The 20,814-nt window shown below is 43.3% G+C and carries 14 protein-coding genes; 6 read left to right on the forward strand and 8 right to left on the reverse strand.

Annotation, left to right across the window (positions count from 1 at the left end; all coding sequences use genetic code 11):
• The first annotated feature begins 155 nt into the window (after positions 1–155).
• From V7K62_RS15325 to V7K62_RS15350, 6 genes are all read left to right on the forward strand, one after another.
• On the forward strand, positions 156–1,757 hold the full coding sequence (locus tag V7K62_RS15325) for a B12-binding domain-containing radical SAM protein (RefSeq protein ID WP_334865317.1): 1,602 nt from the start codon (positions 156–158) through the stop codon (positions 1,755–1,757).
• A gap of 951 nt (positions 1,758–2,708) precedes the next feature.
• Positions 2,709–4,073, forward strand: coding sequence for an LLM class flavin-dependent oxidoreductase (locus V7K62_RS15330; RefSeq protein ID WP_334865319.1), 1,365 nt, complete (start codon positions 2,709–2,711; stop codon positions 4,071–4,073).
• Positions 4,074–4,319: 246 nt separating this feature from the next.
• Positions 4,320–5,858 (forward strand): amidohydrolase family protein, encoded by a 1,539-nt coding sequence (locus tag V7K62_RS15335; RefSeq protein ID WP_334865321.1) that lies wholly within the window; start codon positions 4,320–4,322, stop codon positions 5,856–5,858.
• Between the two features lie 68 nt (positions 5,859–5,926).
• The gene (locus tag V7K62_RS15340; protein WP_334865323.1) at positions 5,927–6,184 is read left to right on the forward strand and encodes a GDSL-type esterase/lipase family protein; all 258 of its coding nucleotides are present in this window, start codon (positions 5,927–5,929) and stop codon (positions 6,182–6,184) included.
• A gap of 131 nt (positions 6,185–6,315) precedes the next feature.
• Positions 6,316–7,314 carry an aldo/keto reductase gene (locus V7K62_RS15345; protein ID WP_334865325.1) on the forward strand — a complete coding sequence of 333 codons (999 nt, stop codon included), beginning with the start codon at positions 6,316–6,318 and terminating at the stop codon, positions 7,312–7,314.
• Between the two features lie 361 nt (positions 7,315–7,675).
• Positions 7,676–9,541: an ABC transporter ATP-binding protein gene (locus V7K62_RS15350; RefSeq protein WP_334865327.1), complete on the forward strand. Its 1,866-nt coding sequence runs from the start codon at positions 7,676–7,678 to the stop codon at positions 9,539–9,541.
• A gap of 170 nt (positions 9,542–9,711) precedes the next feature.
• Here the strand turns inward: V7K62_RS15350 and V7K62_RS15355 are convergent, their stop codons facing one another.
• The 8 genes from V7K62_RS15355 to aroH form a co-directional block, all read right to left on the reverse strand.
• Positions 9,712–10,485 (reverse strand): DUF4435 domain-containing protein, encoded by a 774-nt coding sequence (locus V7K62_RS15355; protein WP_334865329.1) that lies wholly within the window; start codon positions 10,483–10,485, stop codon positions 9,712–9,714.
• A 77-nt stretch (positions 10,486–10,562) separates the two neighbouring features.
• Positions 10,563–11,918: an AAA family ATPase gene (locus tag V7K62_RS15360; RefSeq protein WP_334865331.1), complete on the reverse strand. Its 1,356-nt coding sequence runs from the start codon at positions 11,916–11,918 to the stop codon at positions 10,563–10,565.
• Between the two features lie 157 nt (positions 11,919–12,075).
• The gene (locus tag V7K62_RS15365; protein ID WP_334865333.1) at positions 12,076–14,334 is read right to left on the reverse strand and encodes a pentapeptide repeat-containing protein; all 2,259 of its coding nucleotides are present in this window, start codon (positions 14,332–14,334) and stop codon (positions 12,076–12,078) included.
• Positions 14,327–15,340, reverse strand: coding sequence for a zinc-dependent alcohol dehydrogenase family protein (locus V7K62_RS15370; RefSeq protein ID WP_334865335.1), 1,014 nt, complete (start codon positions 15,338–15,340; stop codon positions 14,327–14,329). Before V7K62_RS15370 ends, V7K62_RS15365 begins: the two co-directional genes overlap by 8 nt.
• 478 nt (positions 15,341–15,818) lie before the next feature.
• The gene (locus V7K62_RS15375) at positions 15,819–16,397 is read right to left on the reverse strand and encodes a hypothetical protein (protein ID WP_334865337.1); all 579 of its coding nucleotides are present in this window, start codon (positions 16,395–16,397) and stop codon (positions 15,819–15,821) included.
• A 447-nt stretch (positions 16,398–16,844) separates the two neighbouring features.
• Positions 16,845–18,578, reverse strand: a complete 1,734-nt coding sequence (locus tag V7K62_RS15380) for a multicopper oxidase family protein (RefSeq protein ID WP_334865339.1) — start codon at positions 18,576–18,578, stop codon at positions 16,845–16,847.
• A gap of 541 nt (positions 18,579–19,119) precedes the next feature.
• Positions 19,120–20,295, reverse strand: a complete 1,176-nt coding sequence (gene tyrA, locus V7K62_RS15385; RefSeq protein WP_334865340.1) for a bifunctional chorismate mutase/prephenate dehydrogenase — start codon at positions 20,293–20,295, stop codon at positions 19,120–19,122.
• Positions 20,296–20,370: 75 nt separating this feature from the next.
• Positions 20,371–20,808 carry a chorismate mutase gene (gene aroH / locus V7K62_RS15390; RefSeq protein ID WP_334865342.1) on the reverse strand — a complete coding sequence of 146 codons (438 nt, stop codon included), beginning with the start codon at positions 20,806–20,808 and terminating at the stop codon, positions 20,371–20,373.
• Positions 20,809–20,814: the final 6 nt, after the last annotated feature.

Genomic DNA, 20,814 nt, shown 5'->3' on the forward strand with positions numbered 1-20,814 from the left:
TAATCGGCCTAAAGAAGATATTGCTTTATCTAAATCAGTCATAGTAGAGGTTACAGCTACTGAAATACAGAAGCTGCTCTAATGTGTTATTACGACTGGTTAAGTTTGACATGAACTCAATCAGCAGCAAAAATCAAGGTTTATAAACGTCAAATATGAACATTTTACTTCTATACCCCCGCTTTCCAAAAAGTTTTTGGTCTTTTGAAAAGACACTGGCTTTATTAGACCGTAAAGCAATGCTACCGCCTTTAGGCTTGGTAACTGTAGCGGCGATTTTACCGCAAGAATGGAATTTCAAGCTAGTAGATCGAAATGTTCGCGTCTGTACAGAGGCCGAATGGGCTTGGGCAGATTTGGTTATTATGTCGGCGATGATTGTGCAAAAAGAGGATTTGGTCTCTCAGATATTAGAAGCAAAACAGAGAGGTAAACTAGTCGCTGTGGGTGGGCCCTTCCCGACAGCGCTACCGAATGAAATGACATCGGCCGGAGCAGATTATTTGATATTAGACGAAGGGGAAATTACCCTACCTTTATTTGTAGCAGCGATCGCACGGGGCGATCGCACAGGTATCTTTCGCTCTGGCGGTGAAAAACCAGATGTCACCAACACTCCAACTCCTCGCTTTGACTTGCTAGAGTTTGAAGCTTATGCAGAAATGTCAGTGCAATTTTCGCGTGGATGTCCGTTTCAGTGTGAATTTTGCGACATTATTGTGCTATACGGTCGCAAACCCCGCACCAAAAACCCAGACCAATTATTAGCAGAACTTGATTATCTCTACAAACTGGGTTGGCGGCGCAGCATTTTTATGGTGGATGACAACTTCATCGGCAATAAGCGGAATGTGAAATTATTTCTGAAGTCTCTTCTGCCCTGGATGGTGGAACATAATTATCCCTTTTCCTTTGCGACAGAGGCTTCAGTTGATTTAGCTCAAGATCAAGAACTGATGGATTTGATGGTAGCGTGTAATTTTGGAGCCGTTTTTCTGGGAATTGAAACCCCCGATGAAGAAAGTCTCACTTTCACGCAGAAATATCAGAATACGCGAGACTCACTCAGTGAAGCGGTGAATAAAATTACCCGCTCAGGGCTGCGAGTCATGGCAGGCTTTATCATTGGGTTTGATGGCGAGAAAGTAGGAGCCGGCGCACGAATTGTCAAGTTTGTGGAGCAAACAGCAATCCCCACCGCTTTATTTAGTATGCTGCAAGCACTTCCAGATACAGCCCTCTGGCATCGATTAGAAAAGGAAGGACGACTCCGGAATAAATCTGCCAACATCAACCAAACCACGTTGATGAATTTTGTACCAACTCGACCGTTAGAAGACATCGCTCGTGAATATGTGCAGGCCTTCTGTGATTTGTATGAGCCAGAGCGGTTTTTGGAGCGTACATACAAACACTTCCGGCTTTTGGGCGAAGCAACCTATCCCAAAAAGGGGAAAGCTGCGAAGAAACCATTGAACTGGAAAGTACTTCGAGCGTTTCTGATTATTTGTTGGCGTCAAGGTGTACGTCGTCAGACGCGCTGGCAATTCTGGCGCAACTTGTGGAATATGTATCAGCATAATCCGGGTGGGGTGAGTAGCTACTTAGCTGTTTGTGCCCAAATTGAGCATTTTTTGGAATATCGCCAGATTGTTCGGGATGAAATTGAGGCTCAAGTGGCTGAATTTCTGGAAGCAGAAGCTAGGGTAAAACCGGAAGCAGTAGTGATGGAAGTTTTAGGAAGCTTAAAAAAATAACTCATAGTACTGAGAGGAAGATTTAAGACTTCTACTGAACTCCGTCTTTTACAACAAATGCGATCGCCTGACCAATCACACTTATAGACTATTATTATCTCTAAGTGTGGTTGAATAATCAAAAGTTATATTCATACCTCAAAAAACTACAACACCTCTCGTTATCATGTCCAGAGGAATGAGAATGAGGTTAAAGCATCATGTACATCCCAAATGCTTTTCGAGAAGATGACATTGAGAAACTTGAAGTATAGGACTTAGGCATTGACAATAAATACAAAATATGCATAAGTTTAAAAACCACATCTTTTGTAAGGGCACAGCATTGCTCATTGGTGTCAACTTAACGTCAAAGCAAGTCTAGAACAAGCTTTTAAAGATTGTCTCGTTTGTCTGGTTAAGAGTCTCCGACTGGGAATGCTGTCCTAGAGGCTCCGCCAGCAAGGGAGGCGGAGCCTCTAGGAGCAGCATTTCCAGCCTCTGGGCTGGAAACGAGATTTTAAAAGGGTTTTGGCTTAAGTTGACACGCATGAGCATTGCTGTGCCCCTACATTTTGGTCTATTGACGATCGCAGGATAATTAAGAAAAGCCTGAAACAACCGGGAGCATCGTTCATTCACATCACGAGGCATTTGTACAGTGCCTAAGTCCTAGAGTATTGTCTAACAACCTTTGGGGAGCATACATAACTATATATTCGGCCCACAAATAGTTTGCAATACTTAATGTTCGATAAACTAATTATTAGTATTTCATGAGATTGTGATTGCCAGCACATCTTTTTTTGTATTGATCGTATAGGCTCATATCTGCTGAGTAAAATTACTCGATAAATTTATGGTAATTCGAGCGCCAAGCAGCAGTCAAATCATAACTGACGTAACTATATACAAATCACCGATACCAACCATAGAGCTACTGGTAACGCAATTTTAAGAAAAGAAAAAAGCATGAGTACAACACGCAAGATTCGTTTAGGTGCATTCATTCAAGCTACCGGACACCATATCTCTGCTTGGCGACACCCCGATTCACAAGCAGATGCTGGACTGAATTTCGAGCATTACAAGGAAATTACCCAAACCGCCGAACGCGGCTTATTTGATGCAGTTTTCTTGGCAGATAGTCCAGGAGTCTGGGGCAACGCTCCAGAAACTCAGCATCGCAACGGTAAAATCGCCCATTTTGAGCCTGTCACCCTCTTCTCGGCCTTATCTTCTGTAACCCAAAATATCGGCTTCATTTCCACCGCCTCAACCACTTATGAAGAACCTTACACCCTGGCACGTAAGTTTGCTTCCCTAGACTACTTGAGTAAAGGTCGGGCCGGGTGGAATGTAGTCACTACAGGCAATGAGAATGCTGCACGTAATTTCGGACTTGAGCATCACCCGGAACACAGCCAGCGTTATGAACGCGCCCAAGAGTTTGTAGAAGTGGTGAAAGGTCTATGGGATAGTTGGGAAGACGATGCTTTCATCCGTGACAAAGAATCTGGTGTCTATTTCGATCCAGATAAACTGCATACACTTAACCACAAAGGCAAATATTTCTCTGTAAAAGGCCCTTTAAACGTTGGTCGTCCACCCCAAGGCTACCCGGTGATTGTTCAGGCTGGAGCCTCAGAATCAGGGCGGGACTTGGCTGCACGTACTGCCGAGGTAATTTTCACCGCCAATCAAACCCTAGCTGATGCCCAGGAATTTTATGCTGATCTAAAAAGTAGGCTAGCAGAATATGGGCGATCGCCAGACGATCTAAAAATTATGCCTGGTGCTTTCCCAATCATTGGCCGTACCGAATCAGAAGCTCAAGAGAAGTACGAATTTTTGCAATCGTTAATCCATCCTGATGTCGCCTGGGGGATTTTAAAGAACTATTATAAGGGTGTGGATCTGTCGAAATATTCTTTAGACGATCAGGCTCCCGAACTACCCAGCGACACCAACACTAACAAAAGTCGTCTCAAACTAGTTAGAGATTTGGCTACTCGTGGGACTCTCACACTGCGCCAGTTGTATCTCTCTCTTGCTACCGCGCGAGGTCATCGCACCATACTTGGTACTCCCGAAACCATTGCCGACCAGCTAGAAGAATGGTTCAACAACGGTGCCGCAGATGGCTTTAATATCATGCCGCCAATCCTTCCCACAGGATTAGATGACTTCGTTAACCTAGTCGTTCCCGTCCTCCAGAAACGCGGACTGTTCCGTACCGAATACGAAGGCAGTACCTTGCGTGAAAACCTGGGATTGCGTCGTCCGGCCAATCGTTTTGCCGCTAAACAACTAGATGAAAGATTGGTGTTGGCGTAAATGACTTTTCATGTCTGCACTGTGCTTATAGTGCTGTAGCGTAAATGAATTTTTCACAGATGCTTAAGCCATACCTTTTAAACCGTACCTTCTGTAGATCGCCGCCCTACAGAACCCGAAAATCGTAGTTAGAGACTCGATAAATCGCCGTCTCTACAGAAAATCTATTCGTCAATAGCAACATTGGATGCTAGGAAAAACCTGTAATTTTTTGTTCGCATAACGTGCCATAGGCAAGGAAAAAACATGACTGAATATAGCCGATTGAAGACCTCACGCTCCGCCGCAATCAGAGCAACCCTTGATTATCCAGTAATTGACACCGATGTTCATACTAATGATTTCACCCCAGCTTTTGAGGATTACATCGCTAAGTACGGCGGCGTGAAACTCGTAGATGAGTTACGTAAAACTGAAGCCTCCCGTCTCAACTCCAAGAGCAACGGTAAAGACTGGTATCAACAAACCCCTGAAGAACGTCAATACAATCGCACAATCCGATCGCCTTGGTGGGCTAGAGTTACCAAAAACACACTGGATCTCGCTACTTACACCCTCCCCAAATTACTCTATGAGCGTCAGGCGGAGCAAGGGTCAGACTATTCGGTGCTATTTCCCAACAATGTCCTAGCACCGGCTGGAGCTAGTCCAGAGAATCGTCAAGCACTGCAACGCGCGGTCAATCACTATCATGCTGATATTTACCGGAAATATAGCGATCGCTTGACACCGGTAGCTGGCATTCCCTTGACCAATCCCCAAGAAGGCATTGAGGAGCTAGAGTTTGCGGTGAAAACGCTGGGGTTAAAGGTGATTAATATTACTGGTGGTGTGAAACGGCCAGTTAAAGCGATCGCTGATAAATATCCAGCTGATAAATTCCCTGAAATTGCCAAGTATGCTTCTTATATCGACTTCTACGGACTAGATAGTGAATACGATTACGATCCCTTCTGGGCCAAAGTCGTGGAACTGGGAGTACCCGTCACCACCCATTACGGCAGTCAGGGTTGGACTGGCCGCTCCTCCATTAGTAACTACATGAACAACCATATCGGTCACTTCGCCGATGGTTCGGAAGCATTTGCCAAGGCGTTGTTCTTCGGTGGTGTTACCAAGCGTTTTCCGCAGTTGCGCGTAGCGATGCTGGAAGGTGGCGCAGATTGGGGTGCGCGTGTCTACATTCATTTGGTAGATCGCTTCTCCAAGCGCAATTTAAAGGCACTGCAAAACTACAATCCAGCATTGACAAATGCCGATGAGTTGTTTGAAATATTTGAGCGCTACGGTGCAGAAATTACTCAAGGGTATTCCCTCGATAAAGAGGAATTGACCAAGACTGTACTAGGAGCTTCATTCAGCCGTCATAGCCGTGCGCCCATTGGTAGCGAATTGGATGATTTTGCCGCCGCAGGTATTGAAACAATTGAAGACATCCGCGATCGCTGGGTGAATAGTTTCTTCTTTGGTTCCGAGTCTGACGATCGCACGATCGCTACAGCATTCAATGACAAAGCCAATCCCTTGGGAGTCAAGATCAACGCCATCTATTCCTCCGATGTTGGTCACTGGGATGTGCCAGACTTGACTTCCCCCTTAGCTGAAAGCTGGGATCTCGTACAAGAAGGGGTTATTTCCGAAGCCGACTTCAAATCCTATGTATTCGCTAATCCCTACAAGTTTTATACCCAAGCTAACCCCGAATTCTTCAAGGGTACAGCGATCGAATCCAAAGTAGGTAACACCGAATCTAAACAAGTGGACAAGAGTTTAGTGGTGGCGTAAAAGGCGAGATCAATAAGCAAGGGGGCAGGGAGGAGAAGGGGAAAGAGGTAAATTAATTACTCATTCCCTTGCACCCTGCACCCTGCGGTGATGTCGATCAAGAAAAAAGAAATCAAATTATCGCAAATCTTTCAGAGGAATTCGCATTGGTTTGCGATCAACTAGATGTTCCGTATCTTGATGTGTTTTCTAGTTTGCTGAAGTCACCAATCTGGCTAGCAGAAGCAAAAGCCAATGACGGCGCTCACCCAAAAGCTGATGGTTATGCAGAATTTGCCGCGATCGTACAAAACTGGGAAGGTTGGTTAAATTGGTTCACACCTTAAAAATATCGACGCTGAATTGATATATCGCATAGGGTTTTAGTTTTGCGTTAGCGTCTCGTAGAGAAGCGGGGCGGAACGCACGTCGCATTCTATTTAAAAATTTCAACACTTTCTCAATCAACGACATCTCTATGACCTTACCAACTACCAATCTCGGTAAAACTGGATTGACTGTTTCGCGCCTCTGTCTCGGCACCATGACCTTTGGATTGCAGACCGACGAAGAAACTTCCAGAGACATCCTTGACACTGCTGCTGATGGCGGCATCAACTTTTTGGATACAGCCGACGTTTATCCCCTCGGCGGTGGGCTTGCCACTGCTGGACGTACTGAAGAAATCATTGGGCGCTGGCTGAAAGGCAAACGCGAACATTTTATCTTGGCTACCAAGTGCGTCGGTCGGGTTGGCCCTGCACCTTGGGATCAGGGGGCTTCGCGCAAACATATTCTAGATGCGATCGATGCTTCCCTACGGCGGCTAGGAACCGATTATATCGACCTGTACCAGTTACACTCTGACGATGCTTCAACCCCCCTCGATGAGACTCTGGAAGCACTGGATACAGTGGTTCGTGCTGGCAAGGTGCGCTACATCGGGGTTTCCAACTTCTTAGCCTACCGACTCGCCCGCGCCTTGGGCCGCGCCGAGACGCGCAATCTAACCAGGTTCATCTCAATTCAACCCCGCTACAACCTATTATTCCGCGAAATTGAGCGAGAATTATTGCCCCTGGCGAAAGAAGAAGGACTGGGTGTAATTTCCTACAATCCCTTGGCGGGTGGTCTACTTACTGGCAAACACATTCTTGCTCAAGGCCCCACATCAGGCACCCGTTTTACGCTAGGTGCTGCCGCAGAACGTTATCAAGATCGTTACTGGCACGATCGCGAGTTCAATACTGTCGAGGAATTACGCACAGTAGCGGATCTCGCCGGATTTTCCCTCACCACCCTAGCGGTGGCTTGGGTTTTATCTAATCCCATTATCACTGCCCCCATCATTGGCGCTAGCCGTCCAGAACAACTTACTGACAACCTCAAAGCAGTAGAACTAAAACTTGATGACAATTTGAAACAAAAGTTAGACGACATAACCGCCGAATATCGGAGAGGAGATTCTCTTCGTTAGTTTCTAATTATGAAAAATGATTTTCATAATTACTTAGACATTTGCTGAAAAAGAGACGTAGCAGTGCTACGTCTCTTCAAGGTTTATGCATAACAGATATTTAATTTTTGGAGATGTTTAATGTATTAATAGTGATCGGCAAGGTGAAGAATCTTGGCAGAGTTGATCAATTAGGTTTAGGCATTAGTAATTGGAACGAATATTAATTACAAATGATTTTATTTGACGCCAGAAAAAAACTTATACCAGTACTCCAAAATCAACCAACAGATATAAATCCAGAAACTCTGAATTACAAATTACCCAGTCCTCCATTTTTATCTTACAGAAAATCTAAAATGATCCGAAGAGATCGACTTTCATGACGAAAAAGGCCAGACAATCCAAATCCTTTCAACGTGCTGCTGATGCACCAAACCTGCCATCAACTCCATTCAGGTTCATTTGCTATTTCGTTAACCAGTTTCGCTGGTGGTATGTGTTAATGGTGATCCTGGAGATAATACACGCAACCTGTGGCATTATGTTGCCCTATGCTATTGGTGAGATCATTCGGGGCGTAACGCGATCGACGGGCGACAGCAAGCCCATTTTTGATGCCATGAGGCAACCCCTGATGCTGTTCATCGGCTTGAGTGTGGGTGAAGTGATATTTGGGCGATCGGCTGGACTCTTGCAAACCATCCTCCATCCAATCCACCGACAGCACATCGTGCGATCGCTATATGCCTACTTGCAGCACCATTCGCATCGCTACCTGAGTAGCAGTTTTTCCGGGGCATTGGCACATCGGATTAGCGAAACTTCTCTGGGTGTTACCCAGACGATGCAAATGATGATTACTGAATTTATGCCAGTAATCGTTGTGTATGGCGTCGCCACGACGATACTGTATCGCGCCTATCCTCCGCTGGCTGCACTCGTGGGGATCTGGGCAGTTCTCTTTATCAGTATTTCGTTCTGGCTGGCAACTCGCTGCCGAATTTATTCCCGGAAAGCCGCAGAAGCAAGAAGTGAGACAACTGGCATCATCGTAGATGCGGTAACAAATCTCACTAGTAGCCGACTATTTGCTCGCTTTGGTTTTGAACGACGCTATTTGAATGACCAATTAAAGCGCGAAATCAAACACGTGAGAGAGTCCAACTGGTATTCGGAGCGCATTCGTTGGTTTCAGTTCATCTCAGCAGCCATTCTAAAAATCAGCACCCTGTATTACTCGCTCTCTCTCTGGAGTCAAGGAAAGATCGCAACTGCTGACTTTGTTGTAGCAACGAGCCTGTCGCTGTTGATCATCAGTGAAGCTCGTAATTTGAGCCGCCGCTTTCTAGAATTTTTTGAACATATTGGTAATGTTGCCAATGGTGTTTTTATCATCATTCAACCGCACGAGTTGATCGATGGCGATCGCGCGATCGCACACTCAATCACCCAAGGTAAAATTGAGTTTCGGCGGGTGAATTTCAACTATACAGATGAGAAGAAAGTTTTCAGCAACCTTTCTGTCACCATCCAACCGGGACAGCGTGTAGGATTGGTGGGCTTGTCTGGTTCAGGAAAATCAAGCTTTGTCAATCTAATTCTGCGTTTATTCGACCCACAATCTGGACAGATTATCATTGATGGGGTTGATATTCGAGACATGACTCAGGATGCCTTACACGCTCAGATCAGCTTAATTCCCCAAGATCCGTCTCTGTTCCATCGCACTTTGCTGGAAAATATTCGTTACGGACGCTTGGATGCAACCGATGAGGAAGTGATCGAGGCTTCGCGAAAGGCTCATGCTCACGATTTCATCGTCCAAAGTCAGGATGGTTACGATTCTCTGGTGGGCGAACGTGGTGTCAAGTTGTCTGGAGGACAGAGACAACGGATTGTGATCGCGCGGGTAATCCTCAAAGATGCACCAATCCTGATTTTAGATGAAGCCACCTCTAGCCTCGATTCAATCACCGAAAAAGCGATCCAGGATACCCTCGACTTAGCAATGAATGGGAAAACCGTCATCGTGGTAGCTCATCGATTATCTACCATCGTCCATCTAGATAGAATTCTGGTGTTCGACAAAGGTCGCATTATCGAAGATGGTTCCCACGCTAAACTACTGGCACTCGGTGGCGCTTATTATAGATTATGGAAAATGCAAGCAGGTGGATTTCTACCGGAAAATCTCGACGAGGTTCGCACTGGCACAGATAACATCGAAAAGGGAATGATCGCTTGATATTTTCCGCTTCTTTTAAGATACAACGGTGTGTTATACCAGAGGCTAACGCACCTTGAATTGTCAGATTTTCACGAATAGCGATCGCCTGATTTTCTACCAACGCCAACACTCTTCAACCACTGGCATGTCAAAAATAACAATACTATACATAAGTTACGAATTTGGTATTATGTGTCATTCTGCAAAACCCTAAATGGCTGATTATTGCTTTCCCATGTCCGAATGTCCAAGTAGAGTTGTGTCTGGCGAAAGTAGATTTCTTCGTAAGCAAGCCGCAAACTACGCTCAAGACTGTTCGGTTCAACATCAGCAGCTTTGTTAGAACCAAGCATTTTGCGTAAGCCAATAGATAGGATTTCCACCAAATCATGACCACAGCAGATTTGCCAAAGATCGTGATTATTGCTTTTCTGACTCTTTAGCTTTTGTCCCAAATCTTCATCTTTCAAAGAGTAGGCTTGGGATTTATTCTTAACCTCCTGAATCAGCTTGAGTTCATCAATTTGTAGAGTTTGCTCATCAATGAACTTGCTAAATTTAATACCATCAAAGGTTAAGTTTAATCCTTCACACTTAGAAACCCAAAGCAAATAACCTACTGACATCCCATTTTCAAGTAATACTAATCTTATGTCTCGATTAAACTGGGCAATTTTCTCTTCCGAACCAAACTCAGCGAGTACTTTGTTAAATGCTGGTGAGTTAATTAGCATGGTTTCAAGGTCATGGCTGTCGGTGCAGAGCAGATTAGGGCTGCTGTATAACAAAGTTTCAAGGCGATCAAAATCTGTATCAACAATCGCTAAAACTCCCGAAAAATTTGATTGTTCCAAAATTTTTAAAATGTCAATAGCACGCTGTTTTCCTGATGTTTCAACTAACTCACAAACTAATTGGTCAACAAATCGCTTATAGAAAGTTTTATCAGAACTTCCTTCCACTAATAAGAAAGTTCCAGTATATATGCTTCGTCGTAATCGTATTTGGTTAGCAACACGATCAACTGTCAGAAAATCTCTCACTGTTGTGGCCCTTTCAGTTCAACCGTTAAATCCCAACGGTCTTGAATGATATCTGGAGAATGGGTAGCCATTAGTATATTTAAATCTGCAAGCTTTGTAATGTCTTGTAAGTCCTTTAAAAACTGAACCTGCCATCCTACATGAAGAGATAATTCCGGCTCATCAATTAAAACTAAAGAATTAGGTTGAACTTTAAATAGTAGTTCATATAGAAGAACTAACTCATGTTGCTCACCGGAAGATAAATCTGTCGGCAAAAGAGTTTTTGAATTAGATAATGGTGAATCATAACTTGTTGTGACAACGAATCCCTTCTCTTTACTAAAGTTTATCTCTTTGTAGGAATAGGCAAATTTATTATTAATGATTTTCCTCAATAAATCAATTTTGCTTGCTATTTCAGCAAAAACACTCAGCTTCTTTTCCACATCTTGAATATATACCGACAAAGCATTTTTGGTGCTTTCATCTATATCTTGAGGCTGGATTTGAAATTCTGTATCTTCATCTTTATCCAAAAGACCTACTTCTATGAGGCGAGAGCGAGTCGCTTCAAGTTCGTTTAGTTGATGACGAAGTTGTTCATCTGTTAAATCTGTGGATGGCTGTTGCTTAACTACCCTAACTGGAAAAGTCCGATCAAGAGATTGGGATATTGTACCGTATTCTTTAAATTTATCTTGCATTAGTTTAGCAAGTTCATCAGAATAGGCAGAGACAGTTGATAATATTGAAGGTGTTTCAGCAGACCGTCTGGAAGAGCGGTTAGGAACAAAATTAAGCAACCTTTGTGATTCAATGAGGCGAATATGAATATTGCTTTTCAATTCCTCTAGCCAATCAGGCTCTTCTTGTGACTTCAATTTTGAGGAATAGAAATTATCAAAAACCTCTATAGAGTTTTCTAAAGAAAGACTTCTTTCAGTAGATAAACTCCTTAATAGAGGATATATTTGTTCTCTTATTGGTATAAGATCATCTGATGCAAAACTAAGGAAAATTTCTCTGTCAGAACGAGTATTTACTCCCTTAAAAGCAAAAGAAGCTGATTTTGAATCGTGTTTATAAAAGTTGAAAACAATATTATTCGTTTCTGAGTCTTCTGCATTCTCGGCATTTTTGATTATTTGAACACTAGTATTATCATCAAATTCAACTCTAAAAATTCTAAACGGGATAGCTCTCAAGTGTGCATATCGGGAGTTAAAAAAACTATTCAAAATTCTTAAAATCGCTGTTTTTCCAAAACCATTTGGGCCATGAATGATGGTGATGTGTTCATCTATATTCAATGGAATCACATGGTCAAAAATTCCAAATAAGCCCCTGACGGAAATTTGCTTAATTCGCATAGTTATCGAGTCCTATAGCCATTGGCTTCATGGCTTTAATTGTAACTTCTATCTTTCTCTGGAAAGCACAGGAGATAAAGAGTTTCGATTATCGAGCGCCTTAGTATACTTAGTTATGTTAGTCAAGGTTCAGACACTAATTTAATCACCTAGTCAGCTACTTCAGATAAATCAACAAATTCAATCCCGGAATTGTACGCGAAAGTGTCCACAAAACCAACGTGATATAAATTACACCCAAACTCCATTGATACCAAGCAAGTGCAGAGATAATACCTGGTAAGTGTTGATCTCGCAGACGAATATCATTAAATCCTAATTTAACTAGGTTGTTGAGACTAAAATCATAGTAGTTGAGCCAGTTCCAACGGCGATCGCACAACAAGGGCATATATCGTTCCCGAAATGTCTCATTCCTTGGTATCACTGGCAAACGTCCAATCAATAATCGTAACTGGCGAAATGTACCGTCTTCTGTAAAGTAAGAAACGTCCATTAAATCGTGATAGCGTCCTTGTTGATAAAGCCGGATCAATAAAGTCATTGGGATGGGGACAATAATTATTAACAGACACCCTAATGTCAGCCAAGGTTGTTCAGCATTGCGAAAGATCGCTAGTAAGCTGAAGAATTCTAAAACGCTAAAACTAACTAATATCGAAATGGTTTCGTAGGATGTGGGAATAATTGGTACGGGATGCAGCCGACGATAGCGATCCACTAGCCAAAATAGTAAGCCAAAATAAGCGATCGCTAATCCTCCCACGCCAAAGACTAACCAAAAACTCGTACCATAACCACTCAACAGCAACAGTATACTCAACGCCAACCAACTCCAAGCTTGCAGTAACCACCCACCGATAGAAAGGGTTTCGCCAACAATTAAGCGATGTCTAACAACAAGCCCCTGCGCGTCTACGTTTAGTTGGGTATATTTTTCTAAATCGATGTCTGCGATCGTGAGTAACTCACTACTGTTGCGAAAGGATTTTACCAGACGACGCTGGGCGATCGCTTCAGCTTGAGTTGCAGAAAAACCCAGTTTAATTAAAGTTGCAACAGTTGCAGTATTAATATTTGTAGCTGTCAGACGATGGCCTAACTCTATTAATCGCAGTCGTTGTTTTGTGTATTCCAGTTCATTAGCATCGGCAATTTGCTGTTGCTGACGGAAATTTTGCCCCAAATTCCGCAAGATGTTTTGATTACCTTGCAATGTTGGGATGCAGAACATCTTACCAATCTGACCGGGATTACCTAAAATTTTTGCTTGGTTGGAGTTAAAAGTTAAACCAGGTACGCTTAAACAAGCTTCTGTAGCAAATCTGGCATCACTAAAATCTGCTTGGTTAAGAATGTTCGCACCTTGCAGATTTACCAATTGGTTAAACTCCGCTTCTCGGAAGCTTACAGCTTGCTCAAAAGTCACTTCTGTTAAAAGCAGGAACTGATTAAAATCTGCTTTAGTAAACTGGGCTTGATTGGCAAAGTAGACATCAGAAAAATCGGCATTCCCTTGCCATTGCACACTACTGAATTTAGCCACTAGTTTAAAAGTTGCTTGGTTGAAGTTGGCAGTTTTTTCAAAGATACTGCCTTGAAAATCAGCGAGTTGCTGAAATTTGATTTTTTTAAAATTAGCTTTTTCAAAAAAAATACTGCTCTGAAAACTGGTTGCTTGCTGGAAGTTAGCACTGGTGAAACTAACGGGACGAGCGAATCTTGTTTCAGTCCAGTTAGTAGGTTGGAGAAAAGTTGCACCTTGGGCATCCACAGACTGAAGAAAAAATGTATTGGAGAACTTCACTTCGCCATTGAAGCGGGTTTGCACCAGTGTTAAGACACCACGAAAGACGGTGATTTCACTGGATGGGGTTGACTCTGTTCCCAGAAGCGATCGACAATCTTTGGAGTTGGGTAAACCGATTGCGAGTGACTCTAGACAAACGAAGCGTAAACGTTCTAGTTTTTCTTGTTCGGTAGCGGTGAAAATGGGAGCGATCGCTTTAGCATACAAGGGTGTTCTTAAACCTAAATCACTGCCTACAAAATCACCCAGAATCAAAGCATAGCTGAGGTCTAAACCTAGAGGTTTTGTACCGAGTTCTTTTCGCAGCAATTGGTAAAAAGCATCACGAAATTTGGTGTTTTCTGGGCGCAAATCAATCACCATCTTCTGCAAATCTACAGTCAAATTGCCTTCGCGGAGTGTGGGTGTGCGTAGTCGTTCTTGCAATAATTCCAGAGTTAAGGATGTGCGTTCTGGTTGTGCTGCCCAAGCAGGTAGGGGGAGGAAGAGGAGAAGTAAAACGCAAAGGGAAGCGCAGAGGTACGCAGAGGCACGCAGAGAGAGCTTTCTGGGTATCTTTGCGTTTAACCTCTGGGTGCATCTGTGTTTAAAAGATAAATTATGCAAATTCGTCGCTAATTAGCAGAACAATTTTACCCGCCACAGACCCGCTTTCAATCAATTGGTGGGCTTTAGCTGCTTCTTTTAAGGGAAATTTGTGACTCACATGGATTTTTAATTTGCCTTCATCGATCCAGGTGGCAGATTGTTCGAGAATTTCTGCATGATGCTGGAGACTCTCTTCTAATCCTAGCAACGCTGGTGCCAACATGAATTCTAAACCAATGCGGAGGTTGCGAGTTCTAGCAGTTTTCCAAACAGTATTGGCATCTGGTTCGAGAATCGTCACAATATCGCCATAGACTCGCACTGCGGGGAAGGTTTTGTGAAAGGTTTCGCCGCCTACGGTATCAAAAGCCAAGTCTACGCCTTCGCCGCTGGTCGAATCTAATACCGCTTGCACAAAGTCTGTTTGTTTGTAAAAAATTACATGATCTGCACCGAGTTGTTTGACGAAGTTAGCCTTTTCCTCAGAACCCACTGTGGTAAAAACAGTAGCACCTTTGATTTTTGCCAATTGAATTGCTACATGGCCGACACCACCAGCACCCGCATGAATCAAAACCTGTTCCCCAGGTTCTAATCGTCCCCGTTCATATAAAGCTTCCCAAGCGGTGATTAACACCAAAGGCGCTGCTGCTGCTTCGGCAAAAGAGACAGAGGCGGGTTTACGTGCCACAAACCGCTCATCTACAACGGTATATTCAGCGTAATTTCCTTGGTGTGCGCCCAAGCCACCATAGCAAAAATATACTTCATCACCTGTGCGAAAACGCTGAACACCAGCACCCACCGCTTCCACGATACCTGCACCATCGCATCCTAAAATTGTTGGTGTGCGATCGGGGTAGAAAGTGCCTCGGCTACGAAGTTTAGTGTCAATGGGGTTAATGCCAGCCGCCACCAAACGCACTAAAAGTTCAGTATTCCCTACAGGAACAGCAAGGTTTGGTACGTCCTGTAGTTGCAGAACTTCGGGACTGCCAGCTGCTTTCATCAAGACTGCTTTCACAATTCTTTCCTCCTGGCTTTAGATGCACGTTCTTATAGCGTTTCCTGATCATACAAGGTACATCATAGTCCCCTCCTTGCTTGCTCTTAGGGGGTTGGGGGTGGGGTTCTTGTACCTCACTTAAGCGAGAACCGCTATATGCAACTTTAGCGCAAGAGGGTAGATACAGAGCTATAGCAGTCCTAAATCATTTCTGAAAATTATATATCTCTTTCTTGTTTCTTCCCTTTGCGTCCATCTCGTAGGGATGGCGGTTCGTTTCCTTGTCTATATTTTTCACGAATCAAATAGGACTAATATAAGTAGGTGGGCGGGAAAATTTATAACTATGTCATTGCGAACGCAACGGAGTGGAGTGAAGCAATCGCAAGGTTTTCACTGCTTTTACTTTTCGTTACATAGTTAGGTTTATTTGTGCCTACCTACTTAGCATAAGTCACACAAACACCTATTAAGCGGACAGTAGTTGATTATACTCTCATAAGAGTAATAAAAGAGCGTTAATCAGCAACGCCCAAATTGGGATTATTGAGTTTTTCAAATGAGCGAACCTACCGTTTATTTTGTTGATAGTCACTAAAACCGTTATACTTAGTATGCCTAACATTAAGGAAGACTCAGGGATAGATGTTATGGAAAAAGAAGTCAAGGGATAACCTGTGTAGTAACCTTGCTCGCCTAATTCTATGTAGTCATAAGTGTAAAACAAATTATATGACACTCCTCCTACGGTGTAAGCAAATCCAAATTCATCCAATGCCGGAGTTTCAGTAAATAAGAGATTGTCATTGTCAAGAAATAATCCTGGAGATAACAAAGACTTTATTGGGTTGCCATTTCTTGTGCCAGTAATATCTATAATCTCGTAACTATTTGTGGCTGAATCGTATGGGTTAGTTGTTAATCTTCCGCTGGCTGTAACAATGTCATTTGGATCAAGTACAGTTCTACCATAGTAGGAAAAATCAAAAATGGCGGCCGAAACAGGAGCCATCATAGTTGTTAAAAGACAGATCGTACCACTGATGGTAACTGCGAACTTTTTGTCAAAATTCATTACATTTTTCCTTTTATTTCAAACCACTATTAACAAGTAATAAACCGTACATACACAGAAGAAAAGAAGAGAAACTTTCACAATCGATTTACGATTGCTATAAGTAATTAGGCAAAATTAATTACACAAAATGGAAGAAGAAGTTTTGTAAAATATGTTGAAAAAATGCTTTGATAATTTGGTACTGAATATGTAATTAACTAATTCTGCGGGTTTAAGTAAAGAGCAACTAACTAACAAGCGGCAACTTTTGTAGCGCGGTTTCTATTGTAAAGTGATGCTGAGAGCGCCGGAAACCGATGCTCCGACTTTGCGCTAAATCCCCATTGCAAAACTTAATTTCGAATTACCTTAGCGAGTATTAGAGTGTCATTACGAATTAGGAATTATTTTAATTTTTCATGACAACTTATTTGTGTAACTAATAGCTGCTGGTAAGAGGTAGGGCTATGCTACCACATCGAAGGGTAGCATCATATCGTTATCCTCGTGATTAAGCATGTGGCAGTGCCACACGAAGCGTCCAGTGAATGAATTGCCGAAAGGTAAGTTCGCTGAAGCTTTAGCACCGAAGGGCACTATGAGACGAACAACCTCAAACGGATTGACTACCACAGTATCCTTCCAACCAGCCTCGTTCGCTGCTGGCGGTTTTGCTAAACCTTTTAAATAGGGGGTAGGGTCGAGTGGTGGATAATCGAATGGCACTGTATCCCCACCAGGTGCGTTGTGCATAAGTACTTTACGCGGGCCAGTAGCTCTGTATGCTGCGGAGTACGCGCTATCATTGATTGATTGGCGGTTGAGGATTTGAAATGGTACTAGATGCAGGTGCATTGTGTGGGCAAATGGCTGTAGATTAATGAAGTTCCACTGCTCTACTGTGTCTACCTGTGGTCGTTCTCTCAATTCTGGGTGGTTGACTGCTTCATGCCAGTAAACCATGTTCAGCATCATCGCTAACACCTGAAAGTTAGAGTTCAAAATATCTGTTAGAACCAGATTGCGCTGTTTCACTGGTTTGGTAGCAATCTTTGTTATTAGTGGATTGTTTACTCGCAGCCGTATGGGAATAGCTTTACGAACGGCTGCGCCCTGATTCACTTTAAACTGCATGATTTCTGGCATTTTAAAGTAACCCTGGTTAATAAGCGTAGCCAAACCCTTGGGATACGGTGCAGCAGCGTCATTTTGCAATACTATCTTATCTCCTGGCAGGCTTCCAGAAAAGTCGATTAGCACGTCGGCTCGTTCACCAGGCCCCAGCAGTAGCTTAGACAAATATACTGGAGCGTTCAGGAATCCTCCGTCACAGCCAATTTGAATTAGTTGCTGATTTGACGACAGCTTTAGTCTGAAGAATCGGGAGTTTGAGGCGTTGACGATACGGAAACGGTACAAAGTTCGGTCAACATCAAGGTTTGGCCAAGCCTTGCCGTTGACGACAGCAACATCACCGTAAAACTCATGATACCATTTAGGTGGGAAGAACATCGAACCATCAGAATTGAACGAATGATCTTGCAGCACTAACGGCACTTCATAGGGGGCTCCGGCAGGGATGCCAAGGGGGCCATTGCCACCGATGGGATCGTCGTCATCCCTAATCAGATACATCCCAGCCAGCCCAGCTTGGAGGTTCAAGGCAGTCATGCCAAGGGAATGATCGTGATACCAGAGTGTCCCTGCTTCTTGATTGTTGTTGTAGTTGTACACATTACTCTGTCCGGGCAGGTATGTGTCTTCTGGATAACCGTCGCTGTCAGGTTCGGTATTGCTGCCGTGTAAGTGTATGACTGTGCGTGGGTTAGTTATGTCGGACGCATTGACACCATGTAAGCCCGTATCGACTGACCTAGCTAATGGATGAGTACCGAGTTTATTGAATGCCCGAATCCTAACGGGTGTTCCCCTTGTTACCTCGAAAGTGGGGCCAAGATAAGGCAATCCACCGTAACCCCAGGTGGTAAAAGACCCTAAGCTGCTGTGGAACGAGTGTTTACCTGGGGCAATATCTAAGGTACTAGGCGGTGAAATAGGGTATGAAATGGGTAGAGACTCGGTAAATTTTGAAAGTGAGGGCGAGGCTGCATAGGTTCTCTTTGCTTTAAATACTTCAGGGAGGAGGATTCCTGCTCCTAAACCTGCGCTCATCATTAGAAATTGCTTTCTGGTTAACATTTGTAATTATTTTGTAAAAATTAGTGTTGAGTCTATTGGAATCCGATTTGATTCCTGAAAAAATCTAAGTATATGTAGTGGGGTGGCAAGCTTAAAATAGTGCATTAGACGTAGACTTTTGTTGGGTGGAGCGGAGCGCAACCCAACTGATTATCAGGATGTTGGGTTACGCAAAGCCTCCAGCCAACAAAGCAATTTTTTTGCAACATTTTAGCCTTGACACGCCACTACAGGATCTAATTTTGTTCAAAAATCAAATAGTAATCATATATAGGACTAGTATTTGATTTTTGAAATGCACGTAGTGGACTGTCTAGGTTTTAATAGTGCATTAGACGTAGACTTTTGTTGGGTGGAGGCTTTGCGTAACCCAACATATATCAGGATGTTGGGTTGCGCTCCGCTCCACCCAACCTACAATTTTTTGCAACATTAAAGCCATGACAGTTCACTACAAGACTACCGAGATTTTTTCAAAAATCAAATAGTAATCATATATAAGGACTTGGACTTGTGCAAAAAATCTTTGAAAATCTTATTTCTACCTTTCGGGTTCAATAGTTCTCCTACTCACAGAGATATCAGATCGTGATCCTATAGGTTGATTAGCGATCGCACTTTGCTTACTGACAAAACATCGTTGTTTTTGTCCGACATCCCTAGCTGCTAATAGTGTACTCAGGGTGTCAATCACATGAGTACTTTCCTCTACAGCAGAGTTCATTTCTTCTCCTAAAAAGCTATGGGCTGCTTTGAATTCCCCAATCAGGGTATCTCGATCATTCTGAATAACTAATTGCGCCAACCGATTATAAGTGATCGCTAGTCGCTTAATAGCTTCACGACGCTCTGATGTAGCAAGCATAATATCTACTATTAGAGGTGCAGACTGAGTGAATAAGCGACCAACGATGTCAATTTCCAGACGGAAAATTGGGCTAGAAAAATCTAAGCTACGACGGATGTCAATATCTTCTTCTGCCAGGAAAACACCAAGGCTAAAGGTCTTAAAGTTACGGATTGCTTGAACAGCCATCATCATTTGGTCGTGTTCTTCTGGTGTAGACATAATCAGTTTACCACCGTCATTTTCAATCAAATCTAAAAGCCATTGAAACGCATCGTCTCCACGGCCAGAACAGACCACAACTTTTTGAGACAAGAACGATCTGATTCCTGGCCCAAACATCGGATGTAAGCCCATGACAGGCCCACTATGCTGCTCAAGCATAGTCAGTAATATTGGAGTCTTAATACTAGCAATGTCAGCTAAAGCAGTAGTTGGAGAAAGATATTTAGCAAGTTTATGGATCACCTCTATTGTATATTCAATTGGAACGCAGACTAAAACTAAATCTACTTTTTCTAGTAGCGATTCTGCTTGTTCCCAGTCCCCCTGGTCGAGAATACTGACGTAGTGACCTGCGGCTGATAACTTCTGCTCGAAAAAGTGCCCCATCATTCCGCGTCCGCCAACTAGAGTAACCCGTTGTGGCTTGGTCTTAGCTGGAGGCGAAAATGCACTAGCACCAGCAGAGGTACCTATAACCAGGTTTTTCCACATCGACTCTGGAACACCAGCTTGCACCAAGGAAAATGCAAAATTAGTAATTTGTTCCTCTAAACAAATGGATTGTGATTCAGCCAAAACTGCAATTCTTTTACCTAATAAATCAATGAGTTGTTGGTCAATTTTCTTCAGCTTTTCTGGAAGCATAAGACCTCTCAAATGTATGATGAATTTTTTTACTGCATCGAAGAGCGATGTCTGCGACGGGCTATTCGGCGTCGCCTAACTGAATATCGCTAAATCTGGGCGTAACTGTGCAGCACCGCGCAAATAGATCGGGCGTAATGCATTCTGAGGCAGAGGAGTATTGAAATGAATTAGCACCCGAATACAGCATTTAAGGCTACTGTTTACCTGCATTTGCTGTACATCCAAGAGAGGGACTTGATCCCAGTTTGGACGACGACGCGCTACCGCAGCTGGAAATATTGCATCTAAGTCAGGAGTGGCGGAAAAAGTGACACTAACGATTTCGGCAGGATCTAACGGATTGTTTACTTCTAAGGCATTCAATAACTCATCTACAGCTTCAGAGATCGCTTCTGCACAGTTGTGACTAACTGTAGTTGCACCCCGGAGTCCCCGCACCCGCCATTCTCCGAGTGTTGCTGATATGTTATTTTGTTGGTATGTCTGTGTAAGAAATGTGAGCTGATCCATATTGAT

Source organism: Nostoc sp. (assembly GCF_036917935.1).
Lineage (GTDB): Bacteria > Cyanobacteriota > Cyanobacteriia > Cyanobacteriales > Nostocaceae > Nostoc.